The sequence below is a fragment of the Magnetospira sp. QH-2 genome, assembly GCF_000968135.1.
In the GTDB taxonomy this organism is placed as follows: domain Bacteria; phylum Pseudomonadota; class Alphaproteobacteria; order Rhodospirillales; family Magnetospiraceae; genus Magnetospira.
On the sequence record NZ_FO538765.1, the window covers coordinates 2,673,986 to 2,688,415 of the forward strand.

Here is a 14,430-nt window from a genome sequence, read left to right on the forward strand (position 1 = left end):
GAAGACCGAACGGAGGAGCCCGACCATGAGCGGAGCAATGCAGCCGATACAAATTACCGAAGCCGCCATGCAGCAGGTCAAAGCGCTGTTGGACGGGCGTGGCAAGCCATCGGCGGGGATCCGTATCGGCGTGCGCACCAAGGGCTGCTCCGGGCTTTCCTATACCATCGAGTTCGCCGACGAACGCAACGAGTTCGACGAGATCATGGAGCAAGACGGCATCACCGTGATGATTGACCCCAAGGCCACCATGTTCATCATCGGCACCGAAATGGATTATGTGGAGGAAAAGCTCCAGGCTGGCTTCGTCTTCCGCAACCCTAATGAAAAGGGTCGCTGCGGCTGTGGCGAATCCTTTCACGTCTGATGGCTCGCCGGAGGCCTCGTCCTTCGACAGGCTCAGGGTGAGGCCTCCTTTTCAAAAACCTCATCCTGAGCCTGTCGAAGGATGGCTACAGTCCCCATCTATGATCAAGCAAGGCCCATGAATTCCGAAAGCCCGATTTCCCTCAACCCGGAACTGGACAAGGCGGCGCGCAGCCGGGTGATCCCCTGTTGGTCCTGCGCCGGACCGGTGGGTGGCTCCGATCTGTTCTGCCCTACCTGCGACGCGGTGCAACCCCCCGGCCAGGCTGACCATTTCGCCCGTCTCGGCCTGCCCATCGATTTCGATGTGGATGTGGAGGCTCTGGACCGTGAGTATTTCGCCCTGCAACGCCGCCTGCATCCGGACCGCTTCGCCACCAAGACCAGCCGCGAGAAAGCCTTTTCCATGCAGCAGGCCACCAGCCTCAACGAAGCCTATGAATGCCTCAAGGACAGCCTATGTCGGGCCGACTACATGGTCCGGATCCGAGGTGTCGAGGTGATGCCCGAAGGCTGCAACCTGGTCAACGACCAAGAACTACTAATGGAAGCCATGGAAATGCGCGAGGCCCTGGCCGAGGCGGAAACCATGGATGATATCGCCCAGGTGGTCAGCCGCGCCGAAAGCGACATGGGCGATTGCCTGAAACGCCTGTCGGCCACCTTCAAAACCCTGGCCCTGGAAGAGGCCTGCCGCCTCACCACGCGGCTCAAATACCTGCGCAAGCTGTCCGACGAGGCCCGCCAGCGCAAGGTCCAACTCAGTATGATGCGGTAACCCAAAAATGCCTTCGGACATCCTTTTACAGATCCACGAGCCCGGCGAAACGCCGATTCCCCATGACGAAGGCCGCAAACTGGCCATCGGCATCGATCTGGGCACCACCAACTCGGTGGTCGCCATCAGCGACGAAGGGACCCCGGAGGTTCTTCGTGATGAATCGGGCGAGGCACTGGTACCGTCGGTGGTGGCCTATGCGGCGGACGGCTCGACCATCGTCGGAGATTTGGCCAAGCGGCTACTGTTGATGCGCCCGGACCATGTTGTCAGCTCCATCAAACGACTGATGGGACGCGGCATCGAGGATGTGAAATCCCTTGGTGGCCAACTGCCCTACACCATCGAGCCGGTGGAGGAAGGCGAATCGAAGATGGTGCGCCTGCATGTGGCCGGGCAGCGCCTGAGCCCAGTGGAAATTTCCGCCGAGATCCTCAAGGCCCTTAAGGAGCGGGCCGAATCCCACCTGAGTAGCTTGGTCACCCAGGCGGTGGTCACCGTTCCCGCCTATTTCGATGATGCCGCCCGCACGGCCACAAAGGATGCCGCCAAGATCGCCGGACTGGACGTGCTGCGGCTGGTCAACGAGCCCACGGCGGCGGCACTGGCCTATGGCCTGGACAGGAATGCCGAGGGGCTTTACGCGGTTTATGATCTGGGTGGCGGTACTTTTGATATCTCCCTGCTGCGCATGGAAAAGGGCGTCTTTCAAGTGCGCGCCACCGGCGGTGACGCGGTACTGGGCGGTGATGATTTCGACCATGCCATCGCCGAGCATTTCCTCGCCGAGCGACAGGCCGAAACCGGCGAGACGGAGATTTCCTCCGGCGACGTGAAGACCGCCTTGATGACCGCCCGCTTGGCCAAGGAATGCCTGAGCAGCCAATGCAACGACTGTGGCGAGAACAAGTGGGTTCTGGACGTGGCGGACAAGCAAACAACCCATGGCCTTTCCGTGGGGCAGATGGAGGAACTGGTCAACCCCTTCGTCGAGCGGACCATGGATATCTGCCGATCCGTGCTGATGGACGCCGGGGTCACTCCAGACGAGGTGCGTGGCGTGGTGCTGGTGGGCGGCTCGACGCGAGTGCCGCTGGTACGCCGCCGCATCGCCGAGTTTTTCGGCAAGGAGCCGCTGGCTGACATCAATCCCGACGAAGTGGTCGCGGTGGGCGCGGCACGGCAGGCCGAAGCCCTGACCGTTGGCTCCGATACCCTGCTGCTGGATGTGACGCCCCTCTCCCTGGGGCTGGAGACCATGGGCGGCCTGGTGGAAAAAGTCATTCCGCGCAACACGCCGATCCCGGTGGCCAAGGCCCAGGAATTCACCACCTATCAGGACGGCCAGACCGCCATGGCCATTCATGTGGTCCAGGGCGAGCGCGAGATGGTCGACCAGAACCGCTCCCTGGCCCGCTTCAACCTGCGCGGTATCCCCCCCATGGCCGCGGGCGCGGCTCGCATCAAGGTGACCTTCGCCGTGGATGCCGACGGCCTGCTGACCGTCTCCGCCGAGGAAACCACCACCGGTGAAACCCAACAGGTGGAAGTGAAGCCTTCCTACGGCCTCAGCGACGACGAAATGGCCGAGATGCTTTACGACTCCATGAAGAATGCCAAGGACGACATGGATGTTCGGTTGCTCACCGAGGCGCGTGTGGAGGCGAAACGGGCGATGCTGGCCATTGATGCCGCGCTGGGCGCCGATGGAGACCTTCTCGACGCCGATGAACGTACCGCCATCGACTCCGCCGTGACCGCCGTTCGCGAGGCCGTGGCCGGAGACGACCGGCATGTGATCGCGGACAAGGTCGAGGCCATGGAAAATTCGACCAAGACCTTTGCAGAGAAGCGCATGGACAAGGGAATCCGCGATGCACTGGCCGGTGTGGCGGTGGAAGATCTGGACGCGGCGACCGGTTCGCCTTGACGTCGGCCCCTAACCTTCTCTAAACAACACAGCCTTTTCGTCAGGAGTGACCCCCAATGCCCAAGATGACTTTTATCGAGCCCAACGGGACCCGCCGTGAAGTGGACGCCCCCCTTGGCCAGTCGGTGCTCGAGATCGCCCACCACAACAAGATCGACCTGGAGGGCGCCTGCGAAGGCTCGCTGGCCTGCTCCACCTGCCATGTGATTGTCGATCAGGAATGGTACGATAAGCTCGAAGAAGCGTCCGAGGACGAAGAGGACATGCTGGACTTGGCCTTTGCTCTGACCCATACCTCCCGCCTGGGTTGCCAGATCGTCATTTCCGAGGAATTGGACGGCCTGGTGGTCAATCTCCCGGCCGCTACCCGCAACGTGGCGGTAGACAAAAAATAAGGATCAAGCGATGCCCCTGTTCGACCGGCTCAAGGCGTCCTGCGCACCCGAGTGGTCGAGCTATGTGGATCATCCTTTTGTCCGGGGACTGGCCGACGGCACCTTGCCCGAGGCCTGCTTCCGGCATTACCTGATCCAGGACTACCTGTTCCTGATCCAGTTCGCCCGGGCCTACGCCCTGGCCGCCTACAAGGCCGAGACCCTGCCCGATATTCGTCAGGCCACCGAGGGCCTGAAGGCCATTGTCGAGGTGGAGATGGGCCTGCATGTGCAATACTGCACCGGGTGGGGCCTGTCCGAAGCACAAATGCAAGCGGCGCCCGAGGCTGACGCCTGCATGGCCTATACCCGATATGTGCTGGAAAAAGGCCTCGCCGGAGACCTGCTGGATCTGCATGTGGCCCTGGCCCCCTGCATCGTCGGCTATGGGGAAATCGGCGCAGGCCTGGCCAGCGACCCGGCCACCAAACGGGACGACAATCCTTACGCGGACTGGATCGGGATGTATGCCTCCACCGAATACCAAGACATGGCCCGGGCCGAGGCTGTCTACCTGGATGACCTGTTCGCCCGACGCGGCGGCGAAGGGCGTTGGCCCGGTCTGCAAACCACTTTCCGTCAGGCCACGCGACTGGAAGCCGCCTTTTGGGACATGGGGATGACCCCGTCATGACCGGCGGTTGGTCCGGGCCTTGGCTGGACTATGGCGGGCTGCTGTGGTGCCTGGCCTGCTGGGTGGGCTATACGCTTTATGCCGACAACCGCAAAAGCGGCACGCTCATGTGCGCCATGCATGACTATCGGGTCAAATGGATGACCCGCATGCTCAAGCGCGATCTCCGCATCGGTGATATGACGGTGTTGTCCATGAGCATGCAGAACGTTGGTTTGTTCGCTTCGACCTCCATTATCATCGTCGGTGGATTGCTGGCCCTGCTCGGTTCCCTGGAAACCGCCCGGGACGTGGCCTCGGACCTGATCGAGTTTCTGCGCCCGGCGTCACGGGAAATATGGGAAATGCGGCTGCTTACCCTGGCCCTGGTTTTTACCTATGCCTTTTTCAAGTTCGCCTGGGCGCTGCGGCAATTCAACTATACCGCCGTCGTGGTCGGCGCGGCACCGTTGTTCAACGAAGAGACCCCGGAACGGGAAGGGTACGCGGAGCGGGCGGCCTGGATCGGCACCTTGGCCGTGCGCTCCTATAATCGGGGCATCCGCGCCTACTACTATGGGCTGGCCGTGCTGACCGGCTTTCTGCACCCCCTGGCATTGATCGCAGCTGCAATTTGGGTCACGGGCATCCTCTATCGCCGGGAATTCCGCTCGGCCACGCTCAAGGCCCTGACGCTGCCTTCGGAGCAACTGGACAAATTGTCATGAATAGCCTGGGTCTGGACAAGGCACCTGCCGACTGCCGCATCGCCGTGGCCATGTCCGGCGGGGTGGACAGCTCCGCCACGGCGGCCTTGCTGGTGGAAGAAGGTTTTGACGTTTTCGGGGTGACCCTGAAGCTCTACGACATGGCGGTGGCCGCCACCAGCGGTACCTGCTGTGCCGGCAAGGATATCCGTGATGCCGCCAAGGTCTGCGAGACCCTGGGCATCGCCCATCACGTGTTGGACCTGGAAGATGTGTTCAAAAACGAGGTGATCGACGCCTTCGCCGACAGCTATATGGTCGGAGAGACCCCAATCCCCTGTGTCAATTGCAACGAGACGGTGAAGTTTCGCGATCTGCTGGGATTTGCCTTGGACGAGGGCGCAGACCTATTGGTCACCGGCCACTACATCCGCTGGCGACCGGGCCCGCAAATGTGGCGCGGCATGGATCCGGTGCGCGATCAGAGCTACTTCCTCTATGCCACCACAAGGCAACAGCTTGCCAAGCTGCGTTTTCCCTTGGGTGATCTGGACAAGGACCGCACCCGCGCCCATGCGGCCCGCTTCAACCTGGCGGTCGCGGATAAACCGGACAGCCAGGATATCTGCTTCGTGCCACAGGGGCACTATGCCGACATCGTCGCCAAATTGCGCCCCGGCGCAGCCGAACCGGGCGACATCGTCGATCGCAACGGTACGCTGCTCGGCACCCACAAGGGCCTGATCCATTATACGGTAGGACAACGGCGGGGGCTTGGCATCGGTGGCGGCGACCCGCTTTACGTTTTGGAACTACAGCCGGAACGCCACCGGCTGGTGGTCGGCCCGCCTGAGGCCTTGCTCACCCAGGAATTCCCCATCCGGGATATCAACTGGCTCGGCGATGGCGAGCACGCACCCAAGTTTTTTGACTGTGGAGTCAAGGTGCGGTCCACCCAACCGCCCTTGGCGGCTCGGATCACGCCGACCGCCGATGGTGGGGCGCGGGTTCACCTGGCCGAGCCCCATGCAGGTATCGCCCCGGGCCAGGCCTGCGTCTTCTATGCGGACGAGAGGGTCCTTGGCGGCGGCTGGATCCGGCGGGCCTCCGGCACATAGATGGTCTGGCTCGGAATGGATCATTTTCGTGAACATACGGCCTCGCGTGTTTAATCGAGGCTGTCGATGGTGGCCCGCAGGGTCTCCATGGCCCTTTCCATTTCCTCTCCCGTGAAACCGCAGAATCCCAGCAACAGGCCATTGGCCCCCTTGTCCGACGCATGGTAGTCCGACAAGGCTGGACAATTCAGGCCGTTCTCCCCTGCCCTGGCGGACAGGCGCTTGTCATCGAACCGTGCTGCCAAATGGACGGTCAGGTGCATACCAGCCCGATGGTCTTCAAAATGGGCCCGGTCGCCCAAATGCTTGGCGACCAACGTCATCAGGATCGCCCGACGCTCTGCATAGATCCGCCGGACCCGTCGGATATGCCGATAGAATTCGCCCCCTTGAAGGAAAAAGGCCAAGGCTCGTTGCGGCACGATGGAGGCTTTCGACCCAAAGCGCCGCAGGGTCTCCGAAAACTGACCTGCCACCCCCGTAGGCATCACCACGAAGCCCAACCGCAGTCCCCCGGAAAAGATCTTCGAGAAACTCCCCACGTAAAGTGTGCGACCCTGTTTGTCATAGGCGGCCAGAGCCGGTATCGGTTGCCCCGCATAGCGGAATTCGCTGTCGTAGTCGTCCTCGATGATCCAACCTTCGGTCCGCGTCGCCCAAGTCAGAAAGGCATTGCGTCGGACCTGTGGCATCGCTCCCCCCAGGGGAAACTGGGACGATGGTGTCAACAGAACCATCTTCGGCCCCTGAGCTTTCAAAGGCGGCAAGGCGCCATCGGCGTCCATGTCCAGGTTGACGATCCGCCGCCCGAGGCTGTCCGCAAAGGCCCGCACCGGCGGATAGCAAGGATTTTCCAGGCCCAGGGCCTCGGTCCCATGGCTTAAGGTACGAATGCAAAGTTCCAATGCCTCTCCGGACCCGGCGGTGATCAGAACCTGTTGAGGCGAGGCCTCGACCCCTCGCCACTCCGAGAGATAGCGGCAGACCTCCAGGCGCAATCCCAAGTCCCCGAAGGAATCTCCAGCCACGATCAGGGCCCGGGGATCGGTGCGCGCGACTTTGGTCAGGCAGCGGGCCCAGGCCACATAGGGAAACAGCCGCAGATCCGGCTGCCCCGGATGGAACGGCAGGGCCGATTTCGGATCGCTTGATAGGGATACCTCTTCGACCGGCGGTCCGCCACGGGCCAGTTCGACCTCACCGATTTTGCAGACATAAACACCGGAACCCTGTCGGCCTTCGGCAAACCCTTCGGCCACCAGTTGATCATAGGCACCAAGGACCGTGGTCCGGGAAACACCCAGTTCCTCGGCCAGCTTTCGGGTCGGTGGGAGACGAGTTTCCGCCGCAAGGGCCCCCGAGACGATCCGACGACGCAGGGCGTCGCAAAGCTGCTCGAACAGGGGCGTCGCGGACCCCGGTTTAAGGGCCAAGTTGAGAAGGGGCATATCGACCATGATAATTGGTATCATAATTTTCTATTAAATTGGATATTTTTATCATACCAAAATGGCGTTATCCCTTTGCCTGATCAAGGCATAGATAGTTTGGAGTTCAGTCGTGACCGATCCTCTGCCAATCACCCCGCGCACCCGTCTGCGCCGTGCTCCCCAGCGCGGCGCCTTTGATCGCGCCACCGTCTACGCCATCCTGGATGCCATGCCCTTGTGCCATGTGGGCTATGTGCTGGAAGGTTCGCCGGTGGTCATGCCGACAATCCAATGGCGCGAGGGCGATCATGTCTATTGGCATGGCTCCGCCGCCGGGCGGGGCCTGAAGGCGGCTGTCGAGCAAGAGGTCTGCCTTACCGTATCCCTGTTGGACAGCTTTGTTCTGGCCCGCTCGGCCATGCACCACTCGGTGGATTACCGCTCCGCCATGATTTTCGGCCGACCGTTAAAAATACAAGATCCCGATGAAAAAGCCGCCAAGCTGAAATGTCTGATCGAGAGTCTGTATCCCGGTCGCTGGGACTTGCTGCGTCCCATGACCGAACAAGAGGTGAAAGCGACCGCCATCCTCTCCATGCCCATTGAGGAAGCCTCGGCAAAAATCCGCCAAAGGGGCGTGGTCGATGACGAGGCTGATTATGCTCGGCCCATCTGGGCCGGCGTCGTGCCCGTCCGAATGCAGGTCTTGGAACCGCAGGCAGATCCGCGCAATCAACAGGGAATCAACAGACCGGACCATGCTTCGTCGGTGGAACTGGGATAAACCTCGCTCCGACCGTATCTATCCGAAAGAATTATATCGATGGCCTTCAACGGTCATTTCAGGTATGCTTGGGTGGTCGCCGTCCCACCTATTCAAAAAACGATTTCGGCGGATTATGCGAGACACGACACCCTTGGACTCCGTGTCCACGACCACGGGCTCAGCCTCGCTGGTGGTAAGGATGGGCAGGAGTTTAGCCATTGCTCTGGGCTATATCGCCTTGGGCCTGGTGGGTGTCGTCCTGGCCACCGGCTCGGGCAAAGCCGCCTTGATCTGGCCGGCCGCCGGCTTTTCGGTTTTCCTGGTGCTGCGGTTCGGGATCTGGACCCTGGCCCCGTTGGGGCTCGGCGCCGTCGTCTTAGGGTTCGGGGCCGGTTTCGGACCGGTATTCACGCTATTTGCCACCCTCGCCACCCTCTTTCCGCCGTTGGTGATGCATGTCATCCTGGGAAAAGTACCCGGCTTCGAGCGGACACTTCGAACCCCCTCGGACGTGCTTTGGTTCATGGCATCGGGGGCCATAGCCGGTGCCGCGGCGAGTGGATTGACCGGAACCTTCGGCGAATTGATGTCCGGTCAGGCCAGTGGCGCTGCATTCATTAAGACCTGGATCACCTGGTGGTTGGGAGATGCCCTGGGCATTCTTATCGTCGCCCCCTGTCTTCTCACATTGCCACTATGGCCGCCTTTGCTTGTTCGCCCCAAGAGCCGACCAAGAGCGATTGCCTTGAGCATGGTGGTGCTCCTCGGCGGGACCTGGGTTTATACCCTGGGCACCGGCACCGGATTCTATACGCCGCTGACTTTCATCGCCTTTCTATTGGTATTTTGGGCCGCCATGCGGTTTTACCTGCCCGGCGCATCCGCGGTGGTTCTCGTGCTTTCGACCTTCACTGTCATGGGTGTTTACTTAGGCAATGGACCCTTTGCCGCCGTCTCCCTGGAATCAGGGTTGATGGGCGCCTACGGCTTCTTGTTCGTCCTTTCCACCGGAGGCCTCTTGCTGGGCGCAGCCCTGAGCGAACGCCGCCTGACCCAAGACCGGCTCGCCCGGGCCAATGAAGACCTGGAAGCCCGCATTGCCCGCAAAACCGCGGATCTCTCGGCCAGCGAGGCGCGGTACCGCGCCCTGTTCGAACATACCCAGGCCGTGGGTCTGCTGATCGATCCCGCCAATGGCGATATCGTCGACGCCAACCGGGCAGCGGCCTCCTACTACGGTTACCCGACGGACCGGCTTCGGCAAATGAAGATCAGCGATATCAACATGTTGAGCAAGGACGAAGTGGCCGAGGAAATGGTCCGCGCCAAGGCCGAGCTCCGCAACTACTTTCTGTTTAAACACCAGCTGGCCTCGGGTGAGGTGCGCAATGTGGAAGTCCACTCCGGGCCGGTGGAGATCATGGGGCGATCTTTGCTCTATTCCGTTGTTCACGACATCACCGCCCGCATTCAGGCCGAGCGCAACCTCAATCATACACTGGATGAACTGACCCGTATTAACGTGGAGTTGGAGCGGTTTGCCTATGTGGCATCCCATGATCTACAGGAACCGGTCCGCACCATCGTTTCCTTTTCCCAATTGCTGGGCCGTCGTCATGGCAACGTGTTGAACAAGGAAGCGCGGGAGTATCTGGATTATATCACCGCCGGGGCCGAGCGCATGGGGGATCTGGTTCGCGACCTGCTGACCTACTCCCGGATCGCCAACCAGGAGTCCCGGTTCGAACCGGTGGATCTGGGAGAAGTCTTGGCGGTGACCAAGGCCAATTTGGATGCCCGCATCCGCGAGAGCGGCGCATTGATTGAAGAGGCGAACCTACCCATCATCCAAGGCGACCGGATCCAACTGATTGAGTTGATGCAGAATTTGATCGGCAATGCCTTGAAATTCCAACGCCCGGAGACCCAACCGGAAATCCGCATCTCGGCCCGTCGCAAGGGGCTCGACTGGACCCTTTCCGTTCAAGACAATGGCATCGGCATCGAGGCCCAGTACAAGGATCAGATTTTTGTCGCCTTCAAGCGCCTGCATGGAACCCAGGAATTCCCCGGCACCGGCATTGGCCTGGCGGTCTGCTCCCGGATCGTCGAACGCCATGGGGGCGAGATCTGGGTCGATTCCAAGGCCGGGGTCGGCACCACATTCCACTTCACCCTGCCCGCCCTCCCGGAAAAGGACGGCGGGCGGCCCATCAGCTCTCAATAATCTCGAAGCTGTGTGTGATCTCGGCGGTCTTGGCCAGCATGATGGAGGCCGAGCAATATTTCTCCGCCGACAGATGGACCGCTCGATCCACCTTCTCCGGGCTCAGGTTCTTGCCGGTCACGACGAAATGCATGTCGATCTTGGTATAGACTTTGGGATCGGTGTCGGCCCGCTCGGCGTTCAGCGTACATTCCACCCCGTCCACCTGCTGGCGCATTTTTTCCAGGATCATCACCATGTCGATGGAAGAACAGCCCCCCGCCCCGATCAGCATCAGCTCCATGGGCGACGCCCCTTCTTCCCGCTTGCCGTCGACGATCAGTTCTTGGCCCGTAGCGGTCACGGCGTTGAACTTCATGCCCCCGGCCCAGGTGACTTTAGTGGTCATGGACTCGCTCCTTTTCCCCGATGATGACATTGCCTTGGGTTTAGCCTCAAATGCCCCCCCAAACCAGCCGGAATTCCAAAGCAGAAAGCTGCCAATCACCCTTGACACGGACCGCCATTCGTCATATCCGTACGCCCCTCTTGGCGGAGTAGCTCAGTTGGTTAGAGCAGCGGAATCATAATCCGCGTGTCGGGAGTTCAAGTCTCTCCTCCGCTACCAATAAAATCAACGCCCTGGCCTCTTTTGGCTAGGGCGTTTTTTCTTTAGGTAAGCACCGGGTAAGCATCCGTCATCATTTCGGGACTACATCCATCGCCATTTCCCGATGAGTATGTGGGTTCCCGGATCGCGGCGGCTATGCGAGGCTTGGGGAGGGGAAAACAGGGAAGCTCCAACGGATAGCCGCTGATGGACGATGACATCGAGGAAGACAAGGAACCGATCTACTCGGAGGCCGACTTCCGGAAGATGGCAGAAATGCTCGGAGTCCTGGAAATCCCTGAAGCTATCCGAGCCGACATGGACTTCGACGCCAGCTTCTTCGCCAAGAGCCTCAAGTACGACTATGAGGGCTCGGAGCCGGACCTTGGCAAGCTCACCCCTGGCGTTACCCGAAAATCCCTGGAAAAGATCAAGCATCATGCGGACGGCCTGATCCAAGCTCTTGTCGGCCCCGGCCTGCCCTTTGATGAGGACAGGGAGTTCTATCGGCCCATACTGACAGATGAGCTGATCGAACTGTCCCGCCATGCCGAAGAAGCCCAAAAGCAAGCCCCCAAGGGCGGGCCGCAAAAGAAGGTCGCCCGGCTTTTCTATATCGGGCTGCTGGCGAAGACCTTCAACCGGCTGACCGGCGAGCGTCCCACCCGGGTCCACGATCCGATCCTCGGCGAGGATAAGGGGCCCTTCCTGATGTTTGTCCGGGCCGCCCTGGAGCCGATTTCCCCAAAATCCTTGAAGGGCGTTGAGCATGATGTTCGCAAAGTAATTGCGGAGCTCAAAAAGGCCGGATGACGGGGTTTATGGCAAAGACTTAGGCTCAAGTCGGGTCATTAATTGCCATTATTTTTCAAAGATATAAATCTGCATACTTCTGTCGAAACGTGGCCATCGTGGCCCACGGACATCGATAGGAGATCATCATGCGCACCCCCGATCAAACCCCGTCCCAACCCCGTCGGCTGATGCTCGAAGCCGAGGTCGCCGAAATGCTGGCCATCAAGACTTCGACCCTCCGGCGTTGGCGCTGGGAGGGCAAGGGCCCGAAGTTCCGGAAAATCGGCGAAGCCGTTCGCTACCACCCCGATGATGTTGAGGAATATGTCGAGGCTGGGACGAGGACTTCGACCAGTCAGAAACACTTGGGTTGATAATTATCGTTGATTTCCTAGAGTTGGAGAACCAGGTAGGAATTGTTCTGCCCACGGTGCAGAACCTATGCTAGGCTCAGGACTCATAACCAGAAGATGACGGTTGCGGCGATGCAGATTGCGCTCATGAAGGTATGGGCGCAACGGTCGTAGCGGGTGGCGATACGCCGCCAGTCCTTGAGCCGACCGAACATGCGCTCGATCAAGTTTCGCTGCTTGTAGAGGGCTTTATCGTAAAGGATTTCCTCTTTGCGGTTCGAGCGACCTGGAATGCAGGGCTCGATGCCGAGATCAAGCAGGGCCTGGCGGAAACGGTCGCTGTCGTATCCCCTGTCGGCGATCAGGTCGTCGGCATCAGGGAATGCAGGGAGCATGGTGTCGGCGCCGCGATAGTCGCTGACTTGTCCTTCGGTCAGCAGCAGGATCAGGGGCTTTCCATCGGCATCGCAGGCGGCATGCAGTTTCGAATTCAGGCCGCCCTTGGTGCGCCCGATACGGCGGGGAACAGCCCCTTTTTGAGCAGGCTCGCCGCCGTCCTGTGGGCCTTGAGATGGGTGGCGTCGATCATCACCGTATGGGTGGCCGTGCTTTCGGCGGCCAGGGTGGCGAAGATCCGGTCGAACACTCCGGCCTCGCTCCAACGGACGAAGCGGTTGTACAGGGTCTTGTGCGGTCCATAGGCGACGGGCGCGTCACGCCACATCAAGCCGTGGCGAAGAACATGGATGATGCCGCTGATCACCCGCCGGTCATCGACGCGCGGGACGCCTCTTGTTTTGTTCGGCAGCAACGGTTGAAGGCGTTCGAATTGTTTGTCGGACAACCAGAAATGATGGCTCTGCATCGGCTTTCCCCTCCCTAAAATTCCAGGGAAGGGAATCATGTCCACCGACTATTGGGAATCCCTTTTATGGGTCCTGAGCCTAGATACCGATACAGAACTATTAGAACTATTATGCAGACAGGGGGGGGTGTTCTCCCCATTCCTCTATTTGCTGAGGGGTGCTTTAAAAGCCCTAAGCTATTACTTAAGTATATATTTATCATTATTTTTATTATAGAGAAACCATCTCCATTTTTATAACACCCCCCTAACCTCCCAAATAGTTCTATTGGTTCTCTATTAATGACAAACATAGGATCTCTATCGAGGCTAGGGCGCTTCCTACCTGGTTCTCTAGCTTCAAGTACCTAGGGAATTTAAACGGCAGGGTGTAGCCAGGAGAAGGCATGTCGCGGCGATAGACGTGCTCGGGACCGGGGACCTACGCGAGAACCTCGGAGATCCGCCGGAAGGTTCGGTCCCGGAGGAATTTTCTGCTATGTTTCGGTTCGTTCGGTTTGTGAAGGGGACGGAACATGCGGACTGTCATCATAGCACTGGTTCTGATCACGGCGGCCTGGTACGCGGGCAAGTATCTTGAGGTGTGGCTCGCCACCATCGGCATTGAGCGCCATATCGTGGCCGAGTGGGCCACCCGCCCGTGCAACCGGGACAAGCCCAGGCTTTCCGTATCCGAGACCCGGAATGTAAATCTGGTACGCGGAGAGACCGGCCCGGTGCTGGCGTCGGGCATGTACTCCATCAACACCCGCCACCATCTCGTATTCTCCTTCGACGGCAAGGAGTACCTCTATGAGATGTCCAAGGACGGCTCGATCCTCGACTACGTCACTTATGATACGACCGAACCCGAACTTCCGTTGCCCGACAATCAAGGAGTCTGGGGATTCACCTTGGAGAAGTGTCCCTAGCGCGTGTCGGGTCCAATCGGACCCGTTAGACACGCGCGATCTTATTGGAATCGATCACGTTTTTCATGTTTGATCGAATCCGATCAAACACGACGCGATCTAGCGCGTGTCGGGTCCAATCGGACCCGCTAGACACGCGCGACCTTATTGGAATCGATCACGTTTTTCATGTTTGATCGAATCCGATCAAACACGACGTGATCTAGGTCCCGTAGAGCGGCAGGGTGGTGAGGCAGTGCGGCACTTTTTTCTACCTCGTCACTGTCGATCACGGTATTCTCTGTTCGGAGGAGTACCCATGCAGGAAGAGAACCGCGAAAGGGAAGCAGACCAGTCCGCCCCCATGCCCGTCGACAAGACGGAAAAGATATTTAAAGCCATGGCCGTGTGGGCAGTTGTTTTGCTCTTCATTGCGTCCATAGGGGCCATCCTCCACTTCAAGTCGATTCAGTGAAGTAAGAAGGCTATTGGTCCGTGTTACGCACCCGCAGCAAGGATCTCTCAAATGGGTCACCTCCGGAAGGTTGGAAGACGCCCAGCTTCCTGCA

Annotated in this window: 16 protein-coding genes and 1 tRNA gene; 14 read left to right on the plus strand and 3 right to left on the minus strand. The window is 59.7% G+C overall.

What is annotated here, in order from left to right:
* Positions 1–25 precede the first annotated feature (25 nt).
* From MGMAQ_RS12625 to mnmA, 7 genes are all read left to right on the plus strand, one after another.
* Entirely contained in the window at positions 26–367 is a 342-nt protein-coding gene (locus MGMAQ_RS12625; RefSeq protein ID WP_082085427.1) for an iron-sulfur cluster assembly accessory protein, read from the plus strand.
* 117 nt (positions 368–484) lie between these two features.
* Positions 485–1,144 (plus strand): Fe-S protein assembly co-chaperone HscB, encoded by a 660-nt coding sequence (hscB, locus tag MGMAQ_RS12630; protein WP_148560949.1) that lies wholly within the window; start codon positions 485–487, stop codon positions 1,142–1,144.
* Between the two features lie 7 nt (positions 1,145–1,151).
* On the plus strand, positions 1,152–3,074 hold the full coding sequence (hscA, locus tag MGMAQ_RS12635) for a Fe-S protein assembly chaperone HscA (RefSeq protein WP_046021817.1): 1,923 nt from the start codon (positions 1,152–1,154) through the stop codon (positions 3,072–3,074).
* A gap of 56 nt (positions 3,075–3,130) precedes the next feature.
* Positions 3,131–3,469 carry a ferredoxin family 2Fe-2S iron-sulfur cluster binding protein gene (locus MGMAQ_RS12640; protein WP_046021818.1) on the plus strand — a complete coding sequence of 113 codons (339 nt, stop codon included), beginning with the start codon at positions 3,131–3,133 and terminating at the stop codon, positions 3,467–3,469.
* Between the two features lie 10 nt (positions 3,470–3,479).
* The gene (gene tenA, locus MGMAQ_RS12645) at positions 3,480–4,142 is read left to right on the plus strand and encodes a thiaminase II (protein WP_046021819.1); all 663 of its coding nucleotides are present in this window, start codon (positions 3,480–3,482) and stop codon (positions 4,140–4,142) included.
* Positions 4,139–4,849: a DUF599 domain-containing protein gene (locus MGMAQ_RS12650; RefSeq protein WP_046021820.1), complete on the plus strand. Its 711-nt coding sequence runs from the start codon at positions 4,139–4,141 to the stop codon at positions 4,847–4,849. The genes tenA and MGMAQ_RS12650 overlap by 4 nt, the downstream gene beginning before the upstream one ends.
* A complete protein-coding gene (gene mnmA / locus MGMAQ_RS12655) occupies positions 4,846–5,946 on the plus strand; it encodes a tRNA 2-thiouridine(34) synthase MnmA (RefSeq protein ID WP_046021821.1) in 1,101 nt (366 codons plus the stop codon). The genes MGMAQ_RS12650 and mnmA overlap by 4 nt, the downstream gene beginning before the upstream one ends.
* Positions 5,947–5,996: 50 nt before the next feature.
* Here mnmA and MGMAQ_RS12660 read toward each other — a convergent pair whose 3' ends face one another.
* The gene (locus tag MGMAQ_RS12660; protein WP_046021822.1) at positions 5,997–7,403 is read right to left on the minus strand and encodes a PLP-dependent aminotransferase family protein; all 1,407 of its coding nucleotides are present in this window, start codon (positions 7,401–7,403) and stop codon (positions 5,997–5,999) included.
* 103 nt (positions 7,404–7,506) lie between these two features.
* On the opposite strand from MGMAQ_RS12660, the gene MGMAQ_RS12665 reads away from it, so the two are divergent.
* On the plus strand, positions 7,507–8,160 hold the full coding sequence (locus MGMAQ_RS12665; RefSeq protein WP_046021823.1) for a pyridoxamine 5'-phosphate oxidase family protein: 654 nt from the start codon (positions 7,507–7,509) through the stop codon (positions 8,158–8,160).
* A gap of 181 nt (positions 8,161–8,341) precedes the next feature.
* On the plus strand, positions 8,342–10,369 hold the full coding sequence (locus MGMAQ_RS19690; RefSeq protein WP_052716372.1) for an ATP-binding protein: 2,028 nt from the start codon (positions 8,342–8,344) through the stop codon (positions 10,367–10,369).
* On the opposite strand, the gene MGMAQ_RS12675 is transcribed toward MGMAQ_RS19690, so the two are convergent.
* The gene (locus MGMAQ_RS12675) at positions 10,356–10,757 is read right to left on the minus strand and encodes an OsmC family protein (RefSeq protein ID WP_046021824.1); all 402 of its coding nucleotides are present in this window, start codon (positions 10,755–10,757) and stop codon (positions 10,356–10,358) included. The genes MGMAQ_RS19690 and MGMAQ_RS12675 overlap by 14 nt on opposite strands.
* Before the next feature lie 142 nt (positions 10,758–10,899).
* Here MGMAQ_RS12675 and MGMAQ_RS12680 point away from each other — a divergent pair.
* The 3 genes from MGMAQ_RS12680 (at position 10,900) to MGMAQ_RS12690 (ending at position 12,127) form a co-directional block, all read left to right on the plus strand.
* Positions 10,900–10,976: transfer RNA gene (locus MGMAQ_RS12680), tRNA-Met, on the plus strand.
* 189 nt (positions 10,977–11,165) lie between these two features.
* Positions 11,166–11,771, plus strand: a complete 606-nt coding sequence (locus MGMAQ_RS12685; RefSeq protein WP_046021825.1) for a hypothetical protein — start codon at positions 11,166–11,168, stop codon at positions 11,769–11,771.
* Positions 11,772–11,899: 128 nt separating this feature from the next.
* Complete coding sequence (locus MGMAQ_RS12690) at positions 11,900–12,127, plus strand: AlpA family transcriptional regulator (protein WP_046021826.1); 228 nt, start codon at positions 11,900–11,902, stop codon at positions 12,125–12,127.
* Positions 12,128–12,210: 83 nt separating this feature from the next.
* On the opposite strand, the gene MGMAQ_RS20455 is transcribed toward MGMAQ_RS12690, so the two are convergent.
* Positions 12,211–12,971 (minus strand): IS5 family transposase gene (locus tag MGMAQ_RS20455; RefSeq protein ID WP_148560766.1). Its coding sequence is split into 2 segments (ribosomal slippage): positions 12,211–12,648 and positions 12,651–12,971, totalling 759 coding nucleotides; the frame shifts between segments, so codons are not numbered across the junction.
* A 515-nt stretch (positions 12,972–13,486) separates the two neighbouring features.
* On the opposite strand from MGMAQ_RS20455, the gene MGMAQ_RS12705 reads away from it, so the two are divergent.
* Together MGMAQ_RS12705 and MGMAQ_RS21110 are read left to right on the plus strand one after the other, a co-directional pair.
* On the plus strand, positions 13,487–13,882 hold the full coding sequence (locus MGMAQ_RS12705; protein WP_046021827.1) for a hypothetical protein: 396 nt from the start codon (positions 13,487–13,489) through the stop codon (positions 13,880–13,882).
* A gap of 298 nt (positions 13,883–14,180) precedes the next feature.
* Positions 14,181–14,336, plus strand: coding sequence for a hypothetical protein (locus MGMAQ_RS21110; RefSeq protein WP_158498858.1), 156 nt, complete (start codon positions 14,181–14,183; stop codon positions 14,334–14,336).
* The last annotated feature ends 94 nt before the right edge of the window (positions 14,337–14,430 follow it).

Coding starts and splice junctions, on each gene's coding strand:
- MGMAQ_RS12625 (WP_082085427.1), top strand. CDS start 26: ATGAGCGGAGCAATGCAGCCGATACAAATTACCGAAGCCGCCATGCAG.
- hscB (WP_148560949.1), top strand. CDS start 485: ATGAATTCCGAAAGCCCGATTTCCCTCAACCCGGAACTGGACAAGGCG.
- hscA (WP_046021817.1), top strand. CDS start 1,152: ATGCCTTCGGACATCCTTTTACAGATCCACGAGCCCGGCGAAACGCCG.
- MGMAQ_RS12640 (WP_046021818.1), top strand. CDS start 3,131: ATGCCCAAGATGACTTTTATCGAGCCCAACGGGACCCGCCGTGAAGTG.
- tenA (WP_046021819.1), top strand. CDS start 3,480: ATGCCCCTGTTCGACCGGCTCAAGGCGTCCTGCGCACCCGAGTGGTCG.
- MGMAQ_RS12650 (WP_046021820.1), top strand. CDS start 4,139: ATGACCGGCGGTTGGTCCGGGCCTTGGCTGGACTATGGCGGGCTGCTG.
- mnmA (WP_046021821.1), top strand. CDS start 4,846: ATGAATAGCCTGGGTCTGGACAAGGCACCTGCCGACTGCCGCATCGCC.
- MGMAQ_RS12660 (WP_046021822.1), bottom strand. CDS start 7,403: ATGGTCGATATGCCCCTTCTCAACTTGGCCCTTAAACCGGGGTCCGCG.
- MGMAQ_RS19690 (WP_052716372.1), top strand. CDS start 8,342: ATGGGCAGGAGTTTAGCCATTGCTCTGGGCTATATCGCCTTGGGCCTG.
- MGMAQ_RS12675 (WP_046021824.1), bottom strand. CDS start 10,757: ATGACCACTAAAGTCACCTGGGCCGGGGGCATGAAGTTCAACGCCGTG.
- MGMAQ_RS12685 (WP_046021825.1), top strand. CDS start 11,166: ATGGACGATGACATCGAGGAAGACAAGGAACCGATCTACTCGGAGGCC.
- MGMAQ_RS12690 (WP_046021826.1), top strand. CDS start 11,900: ATGCGCACCCCCGATCAAACCCCGTCCCAACCCCGTCGGCTGATGCTC.
- MGMAQ_RS12705 (WP_046021827.1), top strand. CDS start 13,487: ATGCGGACTGTCATCATAGCACTGGTTCTGATCACGGCGGCCTGGTAC.
- MGMAQ_RS21110 (WP_158498858.1), top strand. CDS start 14,181: ATGCAGGAAGAGAACCGCGAAAGGGAAGCAGACCAGTCCGCCCCCATG.